Here is a 22,014-nt window from a genome sequence, read left to right on the forward strand (position 1 = left end):
TATGATAAATTTTTTAATCATTAAAACTGAAAATAAATAAATTCTTCTTGAGGTCTTCCATATCTAATAATCGCAAATATCAAGAAATAATAAATACCCCATCGGACTATTTTAGGAAATGTACCTTCTAACTTCATAAACGGATGCGTGTATTGTTTTTTCCAAACTTCTGCAATAATCATAATCACTAGAAATACTATCTTTTTACCAATAATGAAATCAAAATTATAAAACGCTATATTCTGCGTAATAATTTCTTTAAGCATTACAATCGCTTTTTCTATGGTGCTTGCGCGAAAAAAAATCAAAGAGACTACCAAGAAGGTTACGGTATAAAACTTAGACCAAAAAACACCTGTTTCTAACCATTGATGTAACTTTACTTTTTTGCCTTTACTTACTATGGTAGTTCCTTCTATTACAATAAGAATACCATGTAATAAACCAAAAGCAAGGTAGGTCCAGTTAGCGCCATGCCATAAACCAATTAATCCCATAGTAATAAGTAAAGCGATTACTTTTTGGGATGATTTTGAAAAATAACCTAATACTTTTCCTCGAGCTAGTGGGACATAGACATAATCCTGAAACCATTTTGATAAGGTGATATGCCACCTTCTCCAGAAACCAGTAACGCTATTTGCTAAGTATGGAAGCTTAAAATTTGTACTTAAATCAAAACCAAAAAGCTTAGCTGTTCCTATAGCAATATCTGAATACCCAGAAAAGTCTGCATATAATTGAAATAAGAATAAGAAAGCGCCATAAATAATAGTAATCGACCCATAGTTCTCTGGGTGATTATAAATAGCAAACACAGCAACACCTATATTGTCTGCGACAACAATCTTTTTAAAGAGTCCCCATAGTAATTGGCGTAAACCATCTTTTGCTTTATCATAGCTAAAAGAACGCTCTTTACTAAACTGAGGTAATAACTTGCTAGCACGTTCTATAGGACCTGCTACAAGTTGCGGAAAGAAACTCACAAAACATAAGAATTTTAAAATATCTTGTGATGGTTCAATTTTTTTACGATATACATCTATAGTATATCCAATCGTTTGGAAGGTATAAAAACTAAGCCCAACAGGAATAATAATATCTAATGTTGTAAAAGTATTTTCAGGAAGCTCAAAAAGTGATTTTAAATTGTCTAAGAAAAAATTATAATACTTAAAAACAAATAAAACACCTAGGTTCCAGCTAAGACTACTATATAACCAGCGTTGTTTTTGTTGTTTCGTTTTTGCTTTAGCAATATATTTTCCAGCATAAAAATCTACAAGAGAGCTTGCAATAATAAGTAGTAAGAAACGCCAATCCCAAACCCCATAAAAGAAATAACTAGCAATTAGTAATACTGCATTTTGACCTTGTATACGTTTACTGCTCAGTATCCAATAAAGGATAAAGACAATAGGTAAAAACAATCCAAAATCAAAGGAGTTAAATAACACAGGGGTTTCTTATAATTAGTCAGCGCAATATAAAAAATAGAATGATAAAGCGTCTAGCTTTTACTTATGTAAAAAATAAAGGCTATCAAAATTTTGATAGCCTTTATATATGTTAAAGAAAAAATGTTCTTAATTTCCAGAGATAGTTACATTATCAAATGCAACATCTTCATCAGTACCCGTAAGATGTTCTATAAAGAAACGTATGCTTACTGTAGGAGCTGATCCTGGGTTTGCAAATGACCCTGATAATTCTCTAAAATTATTGCCAAGTACTATAGTGTCATCTCCTACACCATCATTTTCAGGATCAAAACCTGCAGGAGTATTACTTGTTGCCGTTGTTGGAGATATAGAGAATACTGGAGTCCAAGTAGCTCCACTATCAAATGAATATTCTACTCGTAATTCTGAAGTATTACCAAATCCATCCCAAGATACTGGCGCGCCTTCTGCAAAAAGGGCACTTACGGTAATCGTACTGAATCCCATAGTAGATACATCATTCCAATTTATAGAAATAAAATCTGTACTAGTGTTGTAAGATCCTACGCCATCAGTATCATTTACTCCAAAAAAACGATCTCCTTGAAAACCTGCAAAACTATTATTCCCAGCCGCTAAATTTGATAATGCAACACGACCAACATAATCTTCTTGAGAGATAGATTCAGAAATATCTTCAACTATTACTCCAAAGTCTGGTGAGGTAGGAAATTCATCACGTAGTATATATCCAGTACTTGAAGGAGTTCCAGATACAGTTTCAAAATTTTCAAATAGTAAAGTTGTTGGAGGAGGAGCACAATCACCAGTTGAGTTACTAAAGAAATCACCTCCCACGGTTCCTAATGTACTAGAATTCCATGTCCAAGTTCCTGACATTGTAGAACAATCATCACCTCCTGTAGGGCCATTGTCAAATGTATGTGTTCCACTCCAAGTAACAGGACCACCGCCAGGATTAAAAGCAGTACCTACCATACCTGGTACAGTTCCACTATTTAAATTACATGTAGTTTGGTCTCCATTTATAACACATCCAGATTGTGTAGCAACTCCATTGTAGACAGTTCCTCCAAGTGTAGTTTGTGATGTTATAGTAGAGTTTCCACTCATATCAGGGTTAGAAACCATGATGTTAAAAGATTGTACCATCATATTATCTAAAGGCGCTGGACAATCGATACATGTGAAAGACCCTAAAATAGGACTTAAAGGTGCTCTCTCTGTACTTCTTCCTGCTGTAATAGAGCTTTCTAAACCTCTAAAAGTAACAGTACCTAAATCTAAAGTTTCACCTTCTTCTCCTGTAGTCATTGTAAAAGAAAGGTCATTAGATGTAAATGTCATCTGCTTTATATTTCCTAAATCTGTTATTTGATTTGTGAAAATATCAATGATTTCTCCAGTAGCAAGTGTAAGACTACCGCTAGCAGAACGCTCATCTTCAGATAGAGTCACGTCAAGTACTCCTCTGTTTTGACCATCTGCAGTAGTGAAAATTCCTTTGTAGTTTTCTAGTGCTACTTCAAGGTTTGTTCCTTCGTCAAGCGTTGTTTCTTCTTCTACACTACATGCTATACATAGCATCATAATAAAAGCAAATACGGATAATTTTTTCATGGTAATTAAGAATAGGTTAATAGTTTCAAGCGCTAAAGTACTTTTTTTTATTTATATATCATAGATCCAGTATTTTATAGTTCATTGTTTTTTGTGTTTTTATAAAGATAAACTAGCTATAAAATAAAGTATATATAATTATAGTATATAAGAAGTGAAGAGTTAGGGTGTACGTATAAACCTCCCCCAAGGATTACACATTCCTATTACTATTGCAAAAATAGAAATATGCTATGATTATAAAACAGGTAGAAATACCTGTTTTTGTAATTCTCTTTATGATAGGTGTTCTATCATAATATCTAATAGTCCAATAGCGGCTTCACTTATTTTGGTGCCTGGTCCAAAAACAGCTACAGCACCTGCATCAAATAGAAACTGATAATCTTGTTGTGGGATTACCCCTCCTACAATAACCATGATATCTGGACGTCCTAATGCAGTAAGCTCTTCGATTACTTTTGGGACTAGTGTTTTATGACCTGCAGCGAGTGAAGATACTCCTAGAATATGTACATCATTTTCCATAGCTTGCTTGGCAGCTTCCTTAGGTGTTTGAAATAAAGGACCAATGTCTACATCAAAACCAATATCTGCATATCCTGTAGCAACTACTTTTGCACCTCGGTCATGGCCATCTTGTCCCATTTTTGCAATCATAATACGAGGACGACGACCATCTAACTCGGCAAATTGGTTAGCTAATTGTTGTGCTTTCGCGAAAGCGGGATCTTTTTTAATTTCTTTGCTATACACGCCACTAAATGATTTTATCGTTGCTTTATGTCTACCATACACTTTTTCTAAGGCGTCTGAAATTTCACCAAGTGTAGCGCGTTCGCGTGCGGCATTGACGGCTAATGCTAATAAATTATCTTCTCCAGACCGAGCAGCTTCAGTGAGAGCTGAAAGTGCTTGTGTTACCTTTTCTGTATCGCGTTGTTCTTTAATACTTTGTAATCTTGCTAATTGGCCATCACGAACTTTTGTGTTGTCTACTTCAAGAATATCAAGAAACTCTTCTTCTGTAGGGCGGTATTTATTAACTCCTACAATAATATCTTGTCCACTATCAATACGTGCTTGTTTACGAGCAGCAGCTTCTTCTATACGTAATTTAGGAATACCGGCTTCTATGGCTTTGGTCATGCCTCCTAAATCTTCTACTTCTTGAATGAGTTCCCAAGCTTTATGTGCAATAGCGTCTGTAAGCGACTCTACATAATAACTTCCTGCCCAAGGATCTACAGTGCGAGTGATTTCGGTCTCTGTTTGTAGGTATATTTGTGTATTACGAGCAATACGTGCAGAAAAATCTGTAGGTAATGCAATGGCTTCATCTAGAGCATTGGTATGTAAGCTTTGTGTGCCACCAAAGGCTGCTGCCGTCGCTTCTATACATGTTCGGGCCACATTGTTGAAAGGGTCTTGTTCTGTAAGACTCCATCCACTGGTTTGACAATGCGTTCGTAATGCTAATGATTTTGGATTTTTAGGGTTGAATTGCGCTACTAGTTTTGACCATAGCATACGTGCAGCACGCATTTTAGCTACTTCCATAAAGTGATTCATGCCTATGGCCCAGAAAAAAGATAAGCGAGGTGCAAATGTATCAATATCCATTCCTGCTTTTAATCCCGTGCGTATATATTCCAACCCATCAGCTAAGGTGTAGGCTAATTCGATATCACAAGTAGCTCCTGCTTCTTGCATATGATATCCAGAAATAGAAATAGAATTGAATTTAGGCATCTCTTTAGAGGTGTATTCAAAAATATCTGAGATAATGCGCATAGAAGGTGTAGGAGGGTATATATAGGTGTTACGAACCATAAACTCCTTCAAGATATCGTTTTGTATGGTGCCTGAGAGTTTTTCAGTGGCAACTCCTTGTTCTTCTGCAGCGACAATATAAAATGCCATGATAGGGAGTACCGCACCATTCATTGTCATAGAAACAGACATTTGATCTAATGGTATTTGATCAAATAGTATTTTCATGTCTTCAACAGAGTCTATAGCAACTCCTGCTTTTCCTACATCGCCCACCACACGTTCGTGGTCACTATCATACCCTCTATGAGTAGCAAGATCGAAGGCTACAGAAAGCCCTTTTTGTCCAGCAGCAAGATTACGACGGTAAAAAGCATTACTATCCTCGGCAGTAGAAAACCCTGCATATTGTCGGATAGTCCATGGCCTACGAACATACATCGTACTGTACGGACCTCTTAAGTTTGGAGCAATACCAGCAACAAAGTCTAGATGTTCTAAGTGAGTAATATCTTCTTTATTATATAACTTTTTAAGATCTATAGTCTCTGCAGTAGGTGTTGTTTCATTAGCAGCTGTATTTGAAGCAGCTGTTGTTAAAACATCTAAGGTAATATGGTCAAACTTCTTTCTATTCATTAGTATGTAGGTAATTCTTGCGGCATTATATTAAGAATCTGTTGGTAATATCCATCTAATCCTATAAATAAAGCGAGGTAGCGATCTTTATCTGCATTACGTCCAAAATTTCTAAAACGTGAATTAAATAACTTTGGATTCATTGTTTTTGTATCAATAAGTGCTTGAATGGTGTTTTTTAATTCTTCGTCTTTGATATTATTTACGACACACTGCACCGCTGGATGTTCATAGTTAAGATGGCTAGGTGCTTTATCTTTGATGAGAATATTTTCAGCAATCAGCTTTTGTACGAGTGGGTGGGTGTTTTCGGTCATGATCTCATCATACTTTGCTGATCCATCCATACCTCTATATATAAAAGCACCATATGCTTTTGTTTTGCTTTTATTAATAGAGTCATACTTTGTATACAGATCATTTTCAAAACTGTATAAAGCTTCATTTAATAAAGCATTATAGTCTTCAGAGCAAGAAATAACTTGTTCTTGATCTGCAAATTTAAAATCGAATTTAGCTTTCTGTTCACAACTTGTAAGGATGACTGTTGTTAGAATTAAAAAAACAATTTTTTTCATAATGTGCATTTTAGATTTTGAAAATTATACTTCAGTTTTAAGACGTTCTTGTTCTATCTTTTCAGACAGACGTTGTCTTATGATAGGTTGAATAAGTGTTTTTCTGGGGTTTATTTTTACAAAAGGGTACAATTCTAATGCATCTTTCATGCGATCATTAGGATTGGGATGCTTATTGGTACCTAAAAGAATCTTTTCTTGGGTATCAAATTGTGTTTGTTCCTTTTGAGCGCTTTCTTTGATTTTACGTTGTATGGTTCCTTCTTTAAGTTGTTTTAGAAATCCACCTTGTTGTTCTATATCTTTAAAAAGTGCTAGTGCTTTTTCGGCTAATTGTTTTGTGATAGCTTCTATGTAATACGTTCCATCTGAGGGATTACTTACGGCATCAAAATAACTTTCTTTTTTTAGAATGATTAATTGATTACGAGAAATACGTTGTCCAAAATCATTGGTTTTATGATAGATATAATCATAAGGCATATTAATCACAGTATCTGCTCCACCTAATACAGCACTCATCGCTTCGGTTGTAGTACGTAGCATATTGGTATTGTAATCATAGATAGTTTTATTACGGCGTGTTGGTCTTGCTATAATATGAGTTGTGGCCGCTTTCGCGAAAGCGTACTCTTGTATCAAAACAGCAATTAATTGGCGTAAAGCGCGAAGTTTTGCAATTTCGAAAAAGTAGTTGGAACCAACGGCAACTTGAAAAGTAAGAGAAGGTAATGAAACGTTCATGGCTTCTAAGTGCATTAAGTACTCATTGGCATGTGCCATTCCATAGGCAAGTTGCTGTACCATATTTGCTCCAGCATTTTGATACAAATCAATATCTATAGATAGGGTATGGGTTTCTTTTTGTAAAATACGATCAAGAATTTGATGATCTTCTTTTAAGTTATGAAACCAATTACCATCTTCTGCAAGGTGCTGGATGAGGTCTATATTTAAAAATACGGTACGATCTCCAGCTTCTTTAATGATTTCTTGATAGAAGTTTTCATCTAGAAAGCCTAATCTAAAATAGATAGGCGCTTCTGCGGTGTTGAGTATTTTAAAAAACTGTTGCGCATCAAAGGGTGCATCTGCATTAAAATAGAGCACTTCTGTACCTGATGCTAGGCAATCATTTGCTATTTGTGCTGCTTTATTAGTCTCCTGTATAAATATATCTTCTCCTATATACCATGTGCTAGGTGTTCCAGGTACTTCTGGAAAATTTGCTACTTCATCCCTATGATAAAATGGTTTGATATCTATTCCTTCATTACTATGCCACACAAGGGTGTCATTGTAAGAAGCGCCTTTAAGGTCAAATTGTATTTTTTGCTTATAGGCTTTAGAAGACACAGGGTCAAAATTGGTAAAGAGTTTATTCTTTGTCATTTGTCTTGATACTATCTTCGTATTCTATTATATAAATCTCTTCGTCAGATTTTTTCATTAGGTATTCTTCACGTGCAAAACGTTCCATACCAGCACTATCTTCGAGTTTTTTAATTTGAGCTTGATCTTCTCGTATTTTGGTTTCAAAATGTTCTTGATTTCCTTTAAGCTTGTCAATGTCGCCATTAAGTTCATTATGAATAAGCCAGGAGTTCCCGTCAAACCAAAACATCCAGATTACAAAAATGAGAAGTATAAGTACATATTTGTTACTTATAATTTTAAACCATTTTTTATTTTTTAATGATTTCAATCCCATAATTACGAAGATACTAAAACGCTTACGATAAGCGCTCATTTATTATTGTACGTACAATATCTACAGCCACAGTATTATAACGATTATTTGGGATAATCATATCTGCAAACTCTTTTGTAGGCTCAATGAATTGTTGATGCATTGGTTTAAGCGTGTTTTGATAACGGTTTAATACTTCTTCCAGATCACGCCCACGCTCTGCTATATCACGCTTTAAACGGCGTATTAGACGTTCATCACTATCAGCATGCACAAATATTTTAATATCAAATAAATCACGTATCGCAGGATCTGTAAGAATTAAAATACCTTCTACTACAATGACTTTTTTAGGATGTGTTGTCACCGTTTCATCAGTTCTGTTATGTTCTACAAATGAATACACGGGTTGTTCTATAGCATTCCCTTCACGTAATTGTGCAAGGTGTGTACAGAGTAGTTGAAAGTCTATAGAATTAGGGTGATCAAAGTTTACCTTTGTTCTGGATTCATAATCAAGATGCGAAAGATCCTTATAGTATGAATCTTGAGAAATGATTGTTACTTCGCTTTCGGGGTTTTCAGAAATGATTTTATTTACAACAGTTGTTTTTCCACTTCCGGTACCGCCTCCTATTCCTATAATAAGCATGGATGAGATTATTTTATGTCAAAGGTAGAAAAAACAAATGCAGTGTTCAATAAACTGGGTTTGAAAGTTGTTTATTTATTGGCACCGCCAAAGGGTTTAATACCCCGAGACTTGCCTTGAAATTAAAATTCAGTTTCGTATAAATGCCTTGTGGGCTTGCTCCGATGTAGTTTACTAGATTAATAAACCCAGCAGTCTGAAAAAAAACCTGAATACTGCTGAAATGTAATTTCTAATTCTTCATTTTCATCTTTATAGTACTCAAAAGTTCCATTTATTTTGATTGTCCATAAATTTCTATGGAAATCTGCATATATAGTATCTTTTTCTTTTCGAGTAATGAAAGCATAATCGAAGTTGTCATGTAACCCTTTATCTCTAGAGATTTTCTTTTTTGATCGTATAGCCTCTATAAACTCTTCATTAAATAAGTTGTGTAACGTAATTTTAGCATGTTCGTGAAGTACATTTACTCGAAACCAAAAGGCATCTTCAGTGATTGAAAAAGGAGCAGTGCTGATAGCTAGATATCTATAAACATCAATACAACCAAAACGATCACAATCTTTTTTTATGATAGATCTTTCTGATGAACGACAACTACTTACGCATATTAAAATAAAAAGTAAATAAAAACGTATTTTCATGATTGTATAACGCAATCACTCAATAACAATTGTATTTTGAAATTCTTGGACAATGGCAAAATACCCCAATGCAAAACTATCAGGTCTGTCTACATTGTTAAAGATGTCTATATTATCGATTCCTTCAGCATTTAGTATATTTCCTCGTACGGTAGATACAGGAACTTGGAAAGGACCATTACCTCCTAAATCACTTTGAGTAATGAGTTGTTCCATATAATTATAAAAAGGTTCGTCGGCTCCTAGAATGCTGATGTTAACCTCTTGACCAGGTTCCAATAGAAAATCATCACCTTCATAAAAATAAGAAAACTCAAAATCTTGCCCTTCAAAGAAGGTGTCTTCTACGGTAAGAAACTCCCCAAAATCAAAGTCAAATACATAAAAATCTTCTCTATTTGGTTCGTCTGTAAAAGAGATAATAACTTCGGTGTCATCTTCATCAAATAAGGTGTCTTCTCCCTGAACAATATTATCTATAGGGGTTGTGGGAATAAAGGAAGTTCTTGCTAAATAGAGTTCGTCTTGGTAGTTAATACTAAAAATATATACAGGCTCTGGATTGGTAAGAAAGCTCGTTAGAATTTTATTATCTATTACTGGCGATACTGTGGTTGGGAATGGCCTGAATAATCCAGGTTCTCCGGGTACAGGCTCATAAGGGACAAAACTACCATTTTCTTCATTTTGAATTTGCATACTTTCTATTTCTGCGGGTTGTATTTCTCCAAAAAAAGAAGAGGTGAGTGATACTCTAATGTTTGCCTCAGTAAGCTCTTCTGAGGTATCTACACGTATTAATGCATCTACCACTAAGCGTGGAGGTTCAGAATCAAGATCTACATCTACTACATCTTCACAGCTAGCAAATGCACTTATGATTAGTATATATAAAAGTGTTTTTTTCATAGGATATGTTTTTTTATACGCTTTCGCGAAAGCGTATGAAATACGATTAAAATTTAAAATTATACGTTACAGAAGGAATGGCTCCAAAAATTGACGTACGAACGGCTTCATTCATTCTGGTTTCTTGATTTTGCCTAAAATTAATAGACGCTGCATTTCTTCTATTGTAGATGTTATAGATACTAAATACCCATTCAGACTGCCACCTTCTGCCTTTGTTTTTTTTAGGGGTGAACGTAGCAGATAGATCTATGCGATGAAAATCTGGTAAACGTTGTTCGTTTCTAAATCCATAGGTAGGTATTACAATTCCTTGAAATTCAAATTGCCCTACAGGAAAATTGGTAGGTTGTCCAGTTTGGTATATAAAGTTACCTCCAAAACGCCACTTATCACTAAGTTCATAATTAGCATTTACAGAAATGTCATGCGTTTTATCATAAGGAGTATTGTACCATTGGCCAAGATTAATTCCTACTTCATTTTCATTTCTACCAGGTGTGCGTTGTTCTGACTTTGATAAAGTATAAGCTAACCAACCTGTAAGCTTACCTTCATTTTTACGAAATAAGAATTCGAGTCCGTAGGCTCTAGCTTCACCACTTAAAATTACTTGTTCTATAGCATCGTTTGCAATAAGATCTGCACCATCTATATAATCTATACGATTATCGATTGACTTGAAAAAAGCTTCTGTTTCTATAGTATAGGCATCTTCTTTTATGTTTTTAAAGAATCCAATAGCATATTGATCTGATAATTGTGGGTCTACAAATTGACCACTTGGTGTCCAGACATCTAATGGTGTAGGAGAACTGGTATTGGATAGTAGATGAATGTACTGTGCTAAATAGGTGTAACTCGCTTTTATAGAAGTGTCGTCATCAAATGCATAGGACAATGCAAACCTTGGTTCTAATGTGTTAAAAGTGGCTAATTTGTCGCTACGACTAAACGAAGTATCTACACCTATAATTTCAGCACCTTGGTACAATAATAAGAAGGGATCAAACACTACGGGATTATCGTCTCTGTATACATTTACTTCGTCTTGTCCTAATCGTATAAAATTACTCCAGCGCAAACCATATTGTAGATTTAATTTATCTGTAATTTTATGCTCGACGTCTACATAGGCAGCAAATTCATTGGCAAAATTCTTTGTAAGCTGATCTTCTACAATACCTGATTCTTCACTGTTGGGTTCTATTTTTCCAGGATTAAACGAATAGTATACATTATTGATACCATAGTTGACTTGAATTTTATCATTGATATAATGTTTTAAATCATATTTGAGATTTATATTCGTAATTCCAGAATCCCAAGTAAAACCTACAAAATCTAAGTCAAGGCCATAAAAATAGTCACTGTAAATAATAGATAAATTTGAAAAAAGCTTGTCTGAAAAAAGATGCGTCCATCTAAAGTTTCCCACGGCATTTCCATAATTATTTGAAAAACTATCACTAATGCTAAAGTCATCTCTACCAAAATATCCTGATAAGTAGATGCTGTTATTGTCGTTAATTTTATAATTGAGTTTTGTATTAAGGTCAAAAAAGGAAGCCCTATTTTCTATATCAAATAGTGGAAGGAATAAATTGGCATACGAAGAACGTCCGCCTACAAGAAAAGCCCCTTTCTCTTTTTTAATAGGGCCTTCCAGAAGTAATCTGCTAGAGATAAGCCCTATTCCTCCATTGGCTTTAAATTGCTTGCTGTTTCCTTCTTTTTGATAGATGTCTAGTACTGATGAAACTCTTCCTCCAAATCTCGCTGGAATTCCTCCTTTGTATAATTTTAAATCTTTAATGGCATCTGGATTAAATACAGAGAACAATCCAAATAAATGTGAAGAGTTAAAAATAATAGCTTCATCTAATAGTATTAAATTTTGATCTGCTGCACCACCACGTACATTAAAACCTGAGGCTGCTTCTCCAGCACTTGTAACACCAGGCAATAAAAGGATGGATTTTATAACATCAGCTTCTCCTAATACAACAGGGATACGTTTAATGGTTTCTGCAGATAGAGAATTGACGCTCATTTGCGGTTTTCTAATGTTTACGCGCTCTACTTTCTCTTCAATCACTACTTCATCCAGAGATTCTGTAGCTAGTGTAAGTTGAATGTCTTTTCGAATATCTTTATCGAATACGATAGTCTCTACGATATCTTTATATCCTAAGTAGCTTATAATAATTTGATAAGTTCCTTTGGGTAGCGTAATAGAATAAAAGCCGTATGAATTTGTAACAGCACCATTAGAAAGTTCTGGAAATAAAACATTTACCCCTATGAGGGTTTCATTACTTGAACTATCAGATATAGTACCACTAAGCGTGAATTTTTCTTGGCAAAGAGAAGTACTTATTCCTACAAAGAATATAAAAATAAGGAGTATGCTTTTTTTCATAAAAAAAAGGATTTGAAGTAAATCTAATATCAATTTCTGAAAAGCTATGTTAAAAAAGCGAAAACCTTATTTTAGGTAAGAATTTTTGAGTTTTTCGTTGTGTTTCTATTGAATCTCTATAAATATAATAACATTATGGTTAGTATTTAACTTCACAGATACATCTAAAACCAGTATAATCATTTGGGAATGTAGTAGGAGTTTTATTTCTCCAATTTGATCCAAATGTAATAGAATCTGTTGTGTATTCAGAAACATTGAAAAATGTAAAATGTCTAAACTTTATATCTCTGACATCTAATTCTAAAGGAGATTTTTCCTTTGTGATACTAAACTTTCTTTTTTCTTCAAAAAATAATGTTGCTTGTTTTAACTCTTCTTGAGTGGGAAGTCTATATGTTATTTCTTTTGGGTATTTATTTCTCTTTTTTTTAGTCTTTGATCTGCCATATAAATACATTACGATATCTGTTCTCCATAAACAAAACATTTCTGCTTGTTCTTTTGTGATTTGTAGAACTGGGTATTGTGAATAATCAGGAGTCCATAAATATTTTAAAGAAGCTGTTATTGTATTATCAATCATCGCATCTTTAGTAATAGACATTTCTAAGAATAGTGGTTTTGCTGAAGAGGATATCGCTTGGGCTGAATGTTTAATTTCTTGTCTATTGAATTTAGGAGCAGTTTTAAATTCTTCATGCTTCTCTAAAGTCCAAAATGATTGTAGTGTATGTAGAAATTCCAGATACATAACATTAGTCACAGGTGTTTGATCTATATATAAACTATCGTTTATTTTAAGAGTGCCAGGCGGGATGTGTTTACGCTGACTATAGATGTTACTAGTCAGTAAAATAAATACATATATTATAAAAATACGCATATTAATATTTTAAAGTATTACAATATAAACAAAGAATTCTTGGTAAGAGACTGGTTCTGTCTTAATGGATTGTTCCAGAGTATGCTTTCGCGAAAGCGGTCAAATTCTCACTCAAATCCATCAAATTCTCATTGACAGATCATTAATACAATACTAAATAGTACATTCGTTTAGCAAGCCATCATACATGAAATTAAAACTACTTCTATATATAGTATTCTTTTTACCTATAAGTGCATTTAGTCAAACAGCAGTATTAGATAGTTTAAAAGGGCAATTAGAAACAACTACCGATACATCTGAAAAGGTACGTTTATACAACGAAATTTCTAATGAATTAAAATATAGTGATCCTAATCAAATGCTTGAGTATGGGACCAAAGCATTAGCGATTTCTCAGAATACTTCAAATATGTTTGGAGAAGGAAATGCATATTTAAATATAGGAACGGCTTATATTATTTTGGGAGATTACGAAAAAGCCTTGGATCACTTTGTATGGGCAAAAACTATTTTTGAAGGCATAGATGCTACGGAGTCTTTAGGTAAGTTGGTTGATCAAGGAGTGGCGAGAACCTATGGGAGTATGGGAATTGTTTTTTCAGAACAGAGTAATTATGCAAAGGCATTAGAGTATTATTTGAAATCTGCATCCATTTACGAGACATTAAAAGATGAAAGTCAGAGTTCAAAGATTTATAATAATATAGGAGTTGCTTATCAGTCACAGTATTTGGATGAAAAGGCTTTAACTTATTTTTTGAAATCATTGGTGCTTCAAGAAAAAACACAGAATCCTAATATTGGTATTACACAAACTAATATTGCAAATATCTATTTTAAACAAAAAGAGTTAGATAAGGCTTTTGCATTTTATACAGAAGCAAAAAAGAGTATTGATATATATCCAAATCCTAGAGCATTAGGTGAGTGGTATAATAATATTGGAGCCTATTATGATTCTAGAGGTTATAATGACTTAGCGATAGAAAATTGGCAAAAAGCTATTGTGGCTTTTGAGAGTTTGAATGATAAATTTGGACTGGCAGATACCTATCTTTATTTAGGCCGGTTTTATTTAAAAGGTCGTGAGGAAACAAAAGCTTTAGCGATGGCAACAAATGCATTGCGCCTTTCTAAAGAGATTACTGTTTTAGAACAACAGTTAAATGCAGAGAAACTACTAAGTGATATCTATGAAAACAATGGGAAGACTACATTAGCATTAACGCATTATAAAGCATACGCAGCTATTAAAGATAGTTTGTTAAGAGAAAATGATATTCGGAAATCTGTAGAGGCTTCTATGAGTTATGAGTTTGAAAAGAAGGAACTCATTCAGAAAGAAGAAAATAAAAAGAGAGAATTGCTTTTAAAAGAAGAGGCAAAAAGCTCGAGAATGAAATTAATCTTTGGAGTATTAATTGGCCTATTATTAGTAGGAATAGGTTTCTTGATTTATAATAGAAATCACCTTAAAAAGACATTGACACTTCAAAAAGAACTGGCTGAATATGAGCAAAAAGCATTGCATTTACAAATGAATCCTCATTTTGTGTTTAATTGTTTAGGTTCTATTTCAAGCTTTATTGTTCAGAATGGCACGGACTCGGCTATCAAATATTTATCTAAGTTTTCTAAATTGATGCGATTAACATTAGAATACTCTAAAGAATCTCTTATTCCTATTGATAAAGAAATAGAAAGTTTAGAAAATTATTTGCAATTAGAACAACTGCGCTTTAATGACAAGTTTAGTTTTTCAATAGTAAAGAGTAATGATATAGAAGATGATGTTGCATTACCTCCTTTACTGATACAGCCATTTATAGAAAATGCAATTATACATGGTGTAATTCCTAAGAAAGATAAAGGAGCCATTACGATAGATTTTTCTTTACAAGATCAATCATTGATTTGTGTTATTTTAGATGATGGTATTGGTATTAATACCTCAAAGCTTAATAAAGAAAACTCTGTGTTAGCTCATAAATCTATGGCATTGGATATTATTAGAAAACGTTTAGAGATGATTACAGCTTCTACATCAAAAAAAGCAACCATAGCGATAGAAGAGTTAGGAGATAATACAAAATCTAAAGGAACGAAGGTGACATTACAGCTTCCCTTACGATATGTAAATGAATAATATATGATAAAAGCTATTTTAATAGATGATGATAAGAACCTTCGAGAGGGGATGAAGGGATTGCTAGCTCGTTTTGCTCCTACTATTAAAATAATAGGAGAAGCAGATAGTGTAACCACAGGTATTGAAGTGATGGATACGCTGGAGCCACAAGTGGTATTCTTAGATATTCAACTTACTGATGGTACTGGTTTTGATATTTTAGAAAAATTGACAGAACGTAATAAAACAATTACATCAAATGTAGTTTTCATTACAGCGCATGAGCAATACGCAATTAAAGCGTTTCGATTCAGTGCCTTAGATTTTTTACTAAAACCCGTAGATCCTGAAGAATTACAAAAAGTCATTGAGAAAATAGAAGCAGTCTTAGAAAAGAAAAATGATTATTCACATATAGATCTATTGCTTGAGAATATTAGAAAGAACGTAGATAATTTTAAGCGAATAGCGTTATCTACGTCAGATGGAATTCATCTATTCGATATCAGTGATATTATACGTTGTGAAAGCGCTGATAATTACACAAAGTTTTACATAAGAAATAACAAGCCTATTCTTATCTCTAAGACATTAAAAGAATACGAAGAGCTACTGAAAGAACATAACTTTGAACGTATTCATCAGTCGCATCTTATAAATTTGAGTTATTTAAAATCCTATATAAAGAAAGATGGAGGATATGTAGTTATGACGGATGAAAGTCGTTTGCCTATTTCCCAAAGAAAAAGAGAAAGATTACAAGAAGTTTTAAAGTCTATGTAACGAATTCTAATTCGAATCCATCACTTACTCATTGACACCTTAAAATGTGATAAATCAATAGTAAGTTTATTTAAAATTACAACACGATGAAAAAAATTACACTCTTAGTACTGTTTATTACTAGTATGGCTAGTGCGCAAATAGTAAATATCCCTGACGCTAATTTTAGAAATAGATTAATTACTCTTGGAGTTGATATAAATTCTGATGGACAAATTCAAGTTTCTGAAGCAACAGCGGTAACAGGTACACTTGATGTGTCAGGTAATAATATTTCAGATCTAACAGGAATAGAGGCGTTTGTAAATATTACAGTACTCAATAGTAATCAAAATATGTTAACATCACTAGATGTATCTTCAAATACAGCATTACTAGAGTTGAGGTGTGTTCAGAACCAAATAACTACGTTAAATGTGTCTGCAAATTTAAACTTGCAAATACTAGAAGCTTGGGGAAATCCTCTTGATGATATAGATCTTGTTAATTGTCCTTCATTAGTAAGGCTTGGGTTGTCGGGTACAAACCTTGTAACATTGGATTGTAATAATAATACAAATCTAATAGAGTTGTTTATAGCCGGTAATCAATTCTTAGAAACTGTTTTTATAAAGAATGGTAGTGATGAAAGTAGTGGTAATATAGATGGTGGAAGTTGGCAGGAAAATTGGGATTTTGGTAATAATCCTAATTTACTATATGTATGTGCAGATGATGATCAGGTACTAGAGATCCAAGGGTTTGCAGGTACAAATTATGTAGTAAACTCGTATTGTAGCTTTGAACCGGGAGGTGATTACAATACTATAACCGGAATAGCGCAATTAGATATTAATGATGATGGATGCGATACAGGAGATGCTGTTATTCCATTCATGAGTTTTAATGTGGGATTAGATCCTGATCCTGCAGATGGTTCTGTATATACTGGGACAACTGGGGCATATAATTTATATGTAGGAGAAACGGGAACCTATTCCATAACTGCAAATTTAGAAAACCCTTCTTACTACACGGTGAGTCCATCACCTGCAAGTGTGTCAATTCCTGTAATAAATAACAGTATTATAGTGCAAGATTTTTGTGTGACTGCAAATGGAGTCGTGGCAGATGCAGAAGTGGTTATAGCACCTATCTTCCCTTCAAGGCCTGGGTTTGATGCAACCTACCAATTGGTATACAAGAATAAAGGAAACGAAACCTTATCTGGAACGGTAAACTTCGAATATGATGATACGGTACTAGATTTTATTTCTGCGTCTACTATGCCGGATACTCAAAGCACAGGAGTACTCTCATTTGATTTTGATGGTTTACTACCTTTTGAAAGTAGATTTGTAGATATTATAGTAAATGTAAATGACCCAACAGAAACACCACCTGTAAATATTGATGATGTTTTAGATTTTACAGCTGAGATTGCCATAGATCAAACAGAAGAAACTCCAGATGATAATACCTTTGATTATACTGAGATTGTAATCGGATCTTTTGACCCTAATGATATTACGTGTTTGCAAGGTGATATAGCACCTTCTACACTTATAGGAGATTACCTGCACTATGTTATAAATTTTGAAAATACTGGGAATGCACCAGCAGAAAATGTAGTAGTAACGACTCAAATTGACCCTACAGATTTTGATGTAAATACCCTGCAAATTTTAAATGCTTCGCACGAAATGTCACTTAGTGTTACTGGTGATTTTGTAGAATTTGTGTTTGAAGATGTCAATCTCTCTTCAGGCGGCCATGGAAATATCTTAATGAAAATCAGAACAAATATAGATTTAGTAACAACGGATTTTGTAGCAGCTGACGCAGCTATATATTTTGATTTTAATTTCCCAATTACAACAAATACTGCTAGTACAACTTTTGAAACCTTATCTGTAGATGAGTTTTCAACAACACAACAAGTACTATTATATCCAAATCCAAGTGATGCAGTTCTTACTATAGAGACTACATCAAATATGAAAACTATACACGTATATGATATGCAAGGACGATCTATACTCTCAACAGAAGTGAGTGGTCAGACAACAGCAATAGATATTTCTACATTTGCAAATGGAGTATATTTTGTCACCGTTAAGACTGATATTGGAGAAATTACCAAAAGAGTTTTAAAGAGATAATAATTTTTTAGTAGGTTAGGTTTACATGTAAAAAACGAGTGCTGATTTGGCACTCGTTTTTTTATTAGTGAAACACTATTTTACAAAGTCTGTAAGATGCATGAAAAATAGATAGTTAAACTAATCCCGCTTTTTCAGCGGGATCTTGGTTTAATACCTTTTTAATAAGTATGAATGTGACTTTATACGCTTTCGCGAAAGCGTACTATGCATCTATAATTGCATTAAAAGTTGTACTTGGTCTCATGGCTGCAGTTGTTTTTGCAGTGTCCACGTGATAATATCCTCCTATGTCCATAGGAGATCCCTGTGCATTATTTAATTCATCTATAATGGTTTGTTCTTGAGCAACCATTGCATCTGCAATAGGAGCAAATTCATTTTTAAGATCCTGATCTGTATTTTGAGAGGCAAGTTCTTGTGCCCAATACATCGCTAAATAAAAGTGACTTCCTCTATTGTCTAGCTCATTTACTTTACGAGATGGCGATTTTTTATTTGCTAAGAATTTGATAGTAGCTTCGTCTAATGCTTCAGCAAGAACAGCAGCACTTTTGTTATCAGTTGCCTCTGCTGTATGCTCTAAAGAAACAGCAAGTGCTAAGAATTCTCCTAGAGAGTCCCAACGTAAATGTCCTTCTTTTAAAAATTGTTGGATATGCTTTGGAGCAGATCCTCCTGCACCAGTCTCAAATAAACCACCACCATTCATAAGTGGTACAATCGAAAGCATTTTAGCACTAGTTCCTAATTCTAAAATAGGGAAGAGGTCTGTATTATAATCTCTTAATACATTTCCAGTTACAGAAATAGTGTCTTCTCCTTTTTTAATGCGTTCTAATGTATAACGAGTCGCCTCTACAGGAGACATGATCTGAATATTTAGTCCTTCTGTATTATGATCTTTAAGGTATACGTTTACTTTTTCTATTAATTGAGCATCATGAGCTCTTGTTTTGTCTAGCCAGAAGATAGCAGGTGTTTGTGTTGCTCTTGCTCTATTTACAGCAAGTTTTACCCAATCCTGAATAGGAGCATCTTTTACCTGGCACATTCTCCAGATATCTCCAGTAGCAACAGTATGTTCTATAAGTGTATTTCCTTTATCATCTATAACGGCTACAGTTCCATCACTTGTAATTTCAAACGTTTTGTCATGTGATCCGTATTCTTCTGCTTTTTGTGCCATAAGACCAACATTAGGTACAGTTCCCATAGTAGTAGGGTCAAAAGCGCCGTGTTTTTTACAAAAATCGATGGTTTCTTGGTAGATTCCAGCATAACTACTGTCAGGAATAACCGCTTTTGCATCTTGTAATTCTCCAGCAGTGTTCCACATTTTACCAGAAGTACGAATCATAGCTGGCATAGAAGCATCAATGATCACATCACTTGGTACGTGTAAATTAGTAATTCCTTTATCAGAGTTTACCATCGCTACACTTGGGCGATCAGCATAACAAGCTTCAATAGCTTCTTCTATTTCTTTGCGTTGCGCATCTGGTAATTCTTGTATTTTAGAAAGAACATTTCCAAAACCATTATTTTCTTCTACCCCTAATTCTTCAAAAACTGTTTGATATTTTTCAAATACAGGCGCAAAAAACACGCGGATAGCATGACCAAAAATGATAGGGTCAGAAACCTTCATCATGGTTGCTTTCATGTGTAACGAAAACAGAATCCCTTTATCTTTTGCATCGGCTACTTGTGCTTCTAAGAAAGTGATAAGGGCTTTCTTGTTCATTACAGAAGCATCAATAATCTCGTCTTTTAGAACAGGAACCCCTTCTTTAAGTATTGTCTTATTTCCATGAACATCTGTATGCTCAATACGCGTACTACCTGCTTGTGATATGGTTACTGACTTTTCATTATGACGAAAATCTCCTTCTTGCATTGTCGCTACATGAGAAGCAGAATCTGCGCTCCATACACCCATACTGTGCGGATTGTTCTTTGCGTATTGCTTTACAGGCTTAGGCGCACGACGATCAGAATTTCCTTCTCGTAATACAGGATTTACAGCACTTCCTAAAACTTTAGAATAACGTTTACGTATCTCTTTTTCTTCGTCTGTTTCTGGCTCTTCAGGAAAATCAGGAACCTTATACCCATGTGCTTGTAATTCTTTTATAGCGGCAGTAAGCTGAGGTATAGAAGCACTAATGTTTGGAAGCTTTATAATATTTGCTTCTGGTTTTTTTGCTAAGATCCCTAAATCTGCTAGAGAATCATCTTGTTTTTGAGCATCTGTAAGATGATCAGAAAAATTAGCAATGATTCTTCCTGCAAGAGAGATATCTTCGGTATCTATTTCTATGTTTGAAGATTGTGTAAAACGTTTTACGATAGGTAAGAAGGAATGCGTCGCTAACATCGGCGCTTCGTCTGTAAACGTATATTTAATGATAGTTTTATCGTTTGCCATATAAAAGAAATTGTTTTTGCTTTGTTATGAGTCGTAGTAGACTCAAAAGGATTGCAAATATAGCTATTACGATGCATTTATTATAATGAAGAAACAGTCGAGATTAGGTTAATTTTTTGTGAAATAGAAAGCTATATAAAATCACATAGTTCTCATAGATGCTGTATTCTATAAAAGACAAAAGCCATATCAATGCAAATAGATGCTTGATATGGCTTTTTAGGTATTTTAAATAGTAAAAAAACTTGACGTTTGTAAGGGATGTTTCATTCCTATAAAACTATTTAAAATTCCTTCAAAACATGAATCATAACCTTGAATTATGATAGGATGTTTTGATGTGGCCGTTTTTACTTAAGATTTTTCGATGTATAATTTATTGATAGTTGTACGCTATTAATTTAATACAACATCTAGCTTTTGCAGCGCTTCTTGTTAGTGTTATCACGACCGAGTTTCCTAATAACATATGTTCTTTGAAACTTTTTAGGCTAATACAATATGAACAGAATCGCTTATTTCGTATTAAGCTTACTTAAAGATAATTAATTTTATAGCTTAAAATGATATTAGGTATTAATTTAATTATCAACTGGTTATGAACTTAGGTTGTTAACAATTGTGCATAAAAAAAGCTTTTGATAATTCTCAAAAGCTTTTCTTTATATTTCGTAGTGAAAGTGTGTTCTTTATGAACGCTTTTCTTTGATACGAGCTTTCTTACCAGTAAGACCTCTAAAGTAATAGATACGAGCTCTACGTACACTACCTCTTTTATTTACTTCTATTTTTTGAATAGACGGTAAGTTTAATGGGAAAACACGTTCTACACCGATCGTTCCAGACATTTTTCTAATAGTAAATGTTTGAGTTCTTCCAGTTCCTCTTAATTGGATTACAACTCCTCTAAAGAACTGTGTACGGCTTTTTTCACCTTCTTTAATTTCGTAATAAACAGTAATGGTGTCACCAGCACTAAATTCTGGTAAATCATTCTTTGTTATAAATTCGTCTTGTACAAATTTTACTAAATCTTCCATGATAATGGATTTTTATATTTTTTAGTTAGTGCAACATTCACGATTCTCGTCAGAGGTTGTTCTAAGCGGATGCAAAAGTACAATTAAAAATTTGGTAAGCAATAATATTTTGCAATTTTTAATTGAATATTGGATCATTCCTAAAAGTTGTGTGTGAATTAAAATAGAAGTTGGATTTTTGTAAAAAAAAATGGAACTGTCCTTAG

General features: G+C 33.8%; 16 protein-coding genes. 3 read left to right on the forward strand and 13 right to left on the reverse strand.

The window, feature by feature from the left end; genetic code table 11:
• Nucleotides 1-20: 20 nt before the first annotated feature.
• The 11 genes from Q1A01_RS20675 to Q1A01_RS20725 all read right to left on the reverse strand — a co-directional run bounded on the left by Q1A01_RS20675 (nucleotide 21) and on the right by Q1A01_RS20725 (nucleotide 13,282).
• The gene (locus tag Q1A01_RS20675) at nucleotides 21-1,460 is read right to left on the reverse strand and encodes an MBOAT family O-acyltransferase (protein WP_299684685.1); all 1,440 of its coding nucleotides are present in this window, start codon (nucleotides 1,458-1,460) and stop codon (nucleotides 21-23) included.
• Between the two features lie 129 nt (nucleotides 1,461-1,589).
• On the reverse strand, nucleotides 1,590-3,086 hold the full coding sequence (locus tag Q1A01_RS20680; RefSeq protein WP_299684687.1) for a hypothetical protein: 1,497 nt from the start codon (nucleotides 3,084-3,086) through the stop codon (nucleotides 1,590-1,592).
• A gap of 276 nt (nucleotides 3,087-3,362) precedes the next feature.
• The gene (scpA, locus tag Q1A01_RS20685) at nucleotides 3,363-5,498 is read right to left on the reverse strand and encodes a methylmalonyl-CoA mutase (protein ID WP_299684689.1); all 2,136 of its coding nucleotides are present in this window, start codon (nucleotides 5,496-5,498) and stop codon (nucleotides 3,363-3,365) included.
• The gene (locus Q1A01_RS20690; protein WP_299684691.1) at nucleotides 5,498-6,076 is read right to left on the reverse strand and encodes a hypothetical protein; all 579 of its coding nucleotides are present in this window, start codon (nucleotides 6,074-6,076) and stop codon (nucleotides 5,498-5,500) included. Before Q1A01_RS20690 ends, scpA begins: the two co-directional genes overlap by 1 nt.
• 24 nt (nucleotides 6,077-6,100) lie before the next feature.
• On the reverse strand, nucleotides 6,101-7,468 hold the full coding sequence (locus tag Q1A01_RS20695; protein WP_299684693.1) for a methylmalonyl-CoA mutase subunit beta: 1,368 nt from the start codon (nucleotides 7,466-7,468) through the stop codon (nucleotides 6,101-6,103).
• The gene (locus Q1A01_RS20700) at nucleotides 7,455-7,787 is read right to left on the reverse strand and encodes a septum formation initiator family protein (protein WP_299684695.1); all 333 of its coding nucleotides are present in this window, start codon (nucleotides 7,785-7,787) and stop codon (nucleotides 7,455-7,457) included. Before Q1A01_RS20700 ends, Q1A01_RS20695 begins: the two co-directional genes overlap by 14 nt.
• A gap of 22 nt (nucleotides 7,788-7,809) precedes the next feature.
• Nucleotides 7,810-8,418 carry a uridine kinase gene (udk, locus tag Q1A01_RS20705; protein WP_299684697.1) on the reverse strand — a complete coding sequence of 203 codons (609 nt, stop codon included), beginning with the start codon at nucleotides 8,416-8,418 and terminating at the stop codon, nucleotides 7,810-7,812.
• A 179-nt stretch (nucleotides 8,419-8,597) separates the two neighbouring features.
• On the reverse strand, nucleotides 8,598-9,065 hold the full coding sequence (locus tag Q1A01_RS20710; protein WP_299684699.1) for a hypothetical protein: 468 nt from the start codon (nucleotides 9,063-9,065) through the stop codon (nucleotides 8,598-8,600).
• Nucleotides 9,066-9,080: 15 nt separating this feature from the next.
• Nucleotides 9,081-9,974: a DUF4249 family protein gene (locus tag Q1A01_RS20715; RefSeq protein ID WP_299684701.1), complete on the reverse strand. Its 894-nt coding sequence runs from the start codon at nucleotides 9,972-9,974 to the stop codon at nucleotides 9,081-9,083.
• A 46-nt stretch (nucleotides 9,975-10,020) separates the two neighbouring features.
• Nucleotides 10,021-12,396 (reverse strand): TonB-dependent receptor, encoded by a 2,376-nt coding sequence (locus Q1A01_RS20720; RefSeq protein WP_299684703.1) that lies wholly within the window; start codon nucleotides 12,394-12,396, stop codon nucleotides 10,021-10,023.
• Nucleotides 12,397-12,535: 139 nt separating this feature from the next.
• On the reverse strand, nucleotides 12,536-13,282 hold the full coding sequence (locus tag Q1A01_RS20725; protein ID WP_299684705.1) for an SUMF1/EgtB/PvdO family nonheme iron enzyme: 747 nt from the start codon (nucleotides 13,280-13,282) through the stop codon (nucleotides 12,536-12,538).
• Between the two features lie 187 nt (nucleotides 13,283-13,469).
• Between Q1A01_RS20725 and Q1A01_RS20730 the strand changes: the two genes are divergently transcribed.
• The 3 genes from Q1A01_RS20730 (at nucleotide 13,470) to Q1A01_RS20740 (ending at nucleotide 18,337) form a co-directional block, all read left to right on the forward strand.
• A complete protein-coding gene (locus tag Q1A01_RS20730; protein WP_299684707.1) occupies nucleotides 13,470-15,431 on the forward strand; it encodes a tetratricopeptide repeat protein in 1,962 nt (653 codons plus the stop codon).
• Nucleotides 15,432-15,434: 3 nt separating this feature from the next.
• Nucleotides 15,435-16,196 carry a LytTR family DNA-binding domain-containing protein gene (locus Q1A01_RS20735; protein ID WP_299684709.1) on the forward strand — a complete coding sequence of 254 codons (762 nt, stop codon included), beginning with the start codon at nucleotides 15,435-15,437 and terminating at the stop codon, nucleotides 16,194-16,196.
• A gap of 86 nt (nucleotides 16,197-16,282) precedes the next feature.
• Nucleotides 16,283-18,337: a T9SS type A sorting domain-containing protein gene (locus Q1A01_RS20740; protein WP_299684711.1), complete on the forward strand. Its 2,055-nt coding sequence runs from the start codon at nucleotides 16,283-16,285 to the stop codon at nucleotides 18,335-18,337.
• Nucleotides 18,338-18,542: 205 nt separating this feature from the next.
• Here the strand turns inward: Q1A01_RS20740 and Q1A01_RS20745 are convergent, their stop codons facing one another.
• Together Q1A01_RS20745 and rplS are read right to left on the reverse strand one after the other, a co-directional pair.
• A complete protein-coding gene (locus tag Q1A01_RS20745) occupies nucleotides 18,543-20,768 on the reverse strand; it encodes an NADP-dependent isocitrate dehydrogenase (RefSeq protein WP_299684713.1) in 2,226 nt (741 codons plus the stop codon).
• A gap of 689 nt (nucleotides 20,769-21,457) precedes the next feature.
• Nucleotides 21,458-21,808 carry a 50S ribosomal protein L19 gene (gene rplS / locus Q1A01_RS20750; RefSeq protein ID WP_089371443.1) on the reverse strand — a complete coding sequence of 117 codons (351 nt, stop codon included), beginning with the start codon at nucleotides 21,806-21,808 and terminating at the stop codon, nucleotides 21,458-21,460.
• Nucleotides 21,809-22,014 lie beyond the last annotated feature (206 nt).

The organism is uncultured Dokdonia sp. (assembly GCF_947492815.1).
Classification (GTDB): domain Bacteria; phylum Bacteroidota; class Bacteroidia; order Flavobacteriales; family Flavobacteriaceae; genus Dokdonia.

Bases quoted from the DNA above. Each gene is read 5' to 3' on its own strand.
- rplS (WP_089371443.1), bottom strand. From the start codon at position 21,808: ATGGAAGATTTAGTAAAATTTGTACAAGACGAATTTATAACAAAGAAT.
- Q1A01_RS20700 (WP_299684695.1), bottom strand. From the start codon at position 7,787: ATGGGATTGAAATCATTAAAAAATAAAAAATGGTTTAAAATTATAAGT.
- Q1A01_RS20690 (WP_299684691.1), bottom strand. From the start codon at position 6,076: ATGAAAAAAATTGTTTTTTTAATTCTAACAACAGTCATCCTTACAAGT.
- Q1A01_RS20725 (WP_299684705.1), bottom strand. From the start codon at position 13,282: ATGCGTATTTTTATAATATATGTATTTATTTTACTGACTAGTAACATC.
- Q1A01_RS20695 (WP_299684693.1), bottom strand. From the start codon at position 7,468: ATGACAAAGAATAAACTCTTTACCAATTTTGACCCTGTGTCTTCTAAA.
- Q1A01_RS20735 (WP_299684709.1), top strand. From the start codon at position 15,435: ATGATAAAAGCTATTTTAATAGATGATGATAAGAACCTTCGAGAGGGG.
- Q1A01_RS20745 (WP_299684713.1), bottom strand. From the start codon at position 20,768: ATGGCAAACGATAAAACTATCATTAAATATACGTTTACAGACGAAGCG.
- Q1A01_RS20740 (WP_299684711.1), top strand. From the start codon at position 16,283: ATGAAAAAAATTACACTCTTAGTACTGTTTATTACTAGTATGGCTAGT.
- udk (WP_299684697.1), bottom strand. From the start codon at position 8,418: ATGCTTATTATAGGAATAGGAGGCGGTACCGGAAGTGGAAAAACAACT.
- Q1A01_RS20680 (WP_299684687.1), bottom strand. From the start codon at position 3,086: ATGAAAAAATTATCCGTATTTGCTTTTATTATGATGCTATGTATAGCA.
- Q1A01_RS20715 (WP_299684701.1), bottom strand. From the start codon at position 9,974: ATGAAAAAAACACTTTTATATATACTAATCATAAGTGCATTTGCTAGC.
- Q1A01_RS20710 (WP_299684699.1), bottom strand. From the start codon at position 9,065: ATGAAAATACGTTTTTATTTACTTTTTATTTTAATATGCGTAAGTAGT.
- Q1A01_RS20730 (WP_299684707.1), top strand. From the start codon at position 13,470: ATGAAATTAAAACTACTTCTATATATAGTATTCTTTTTACCTATAAGT.
- Q1A01_RS20720 (WP_299684703.1), bottom strand. From the start codon at position 12,396: ATGAAAAAAAGCATACTCCTTATTTTTATATTCTTTGTAGGAATAAGT.
- scpA (WP_299684689.1), bottom strand. From the start codon at position 5,498: ATGAATAGAAAGAAGTTTGACCATATTACCTTAGATGTTTTAACAACA.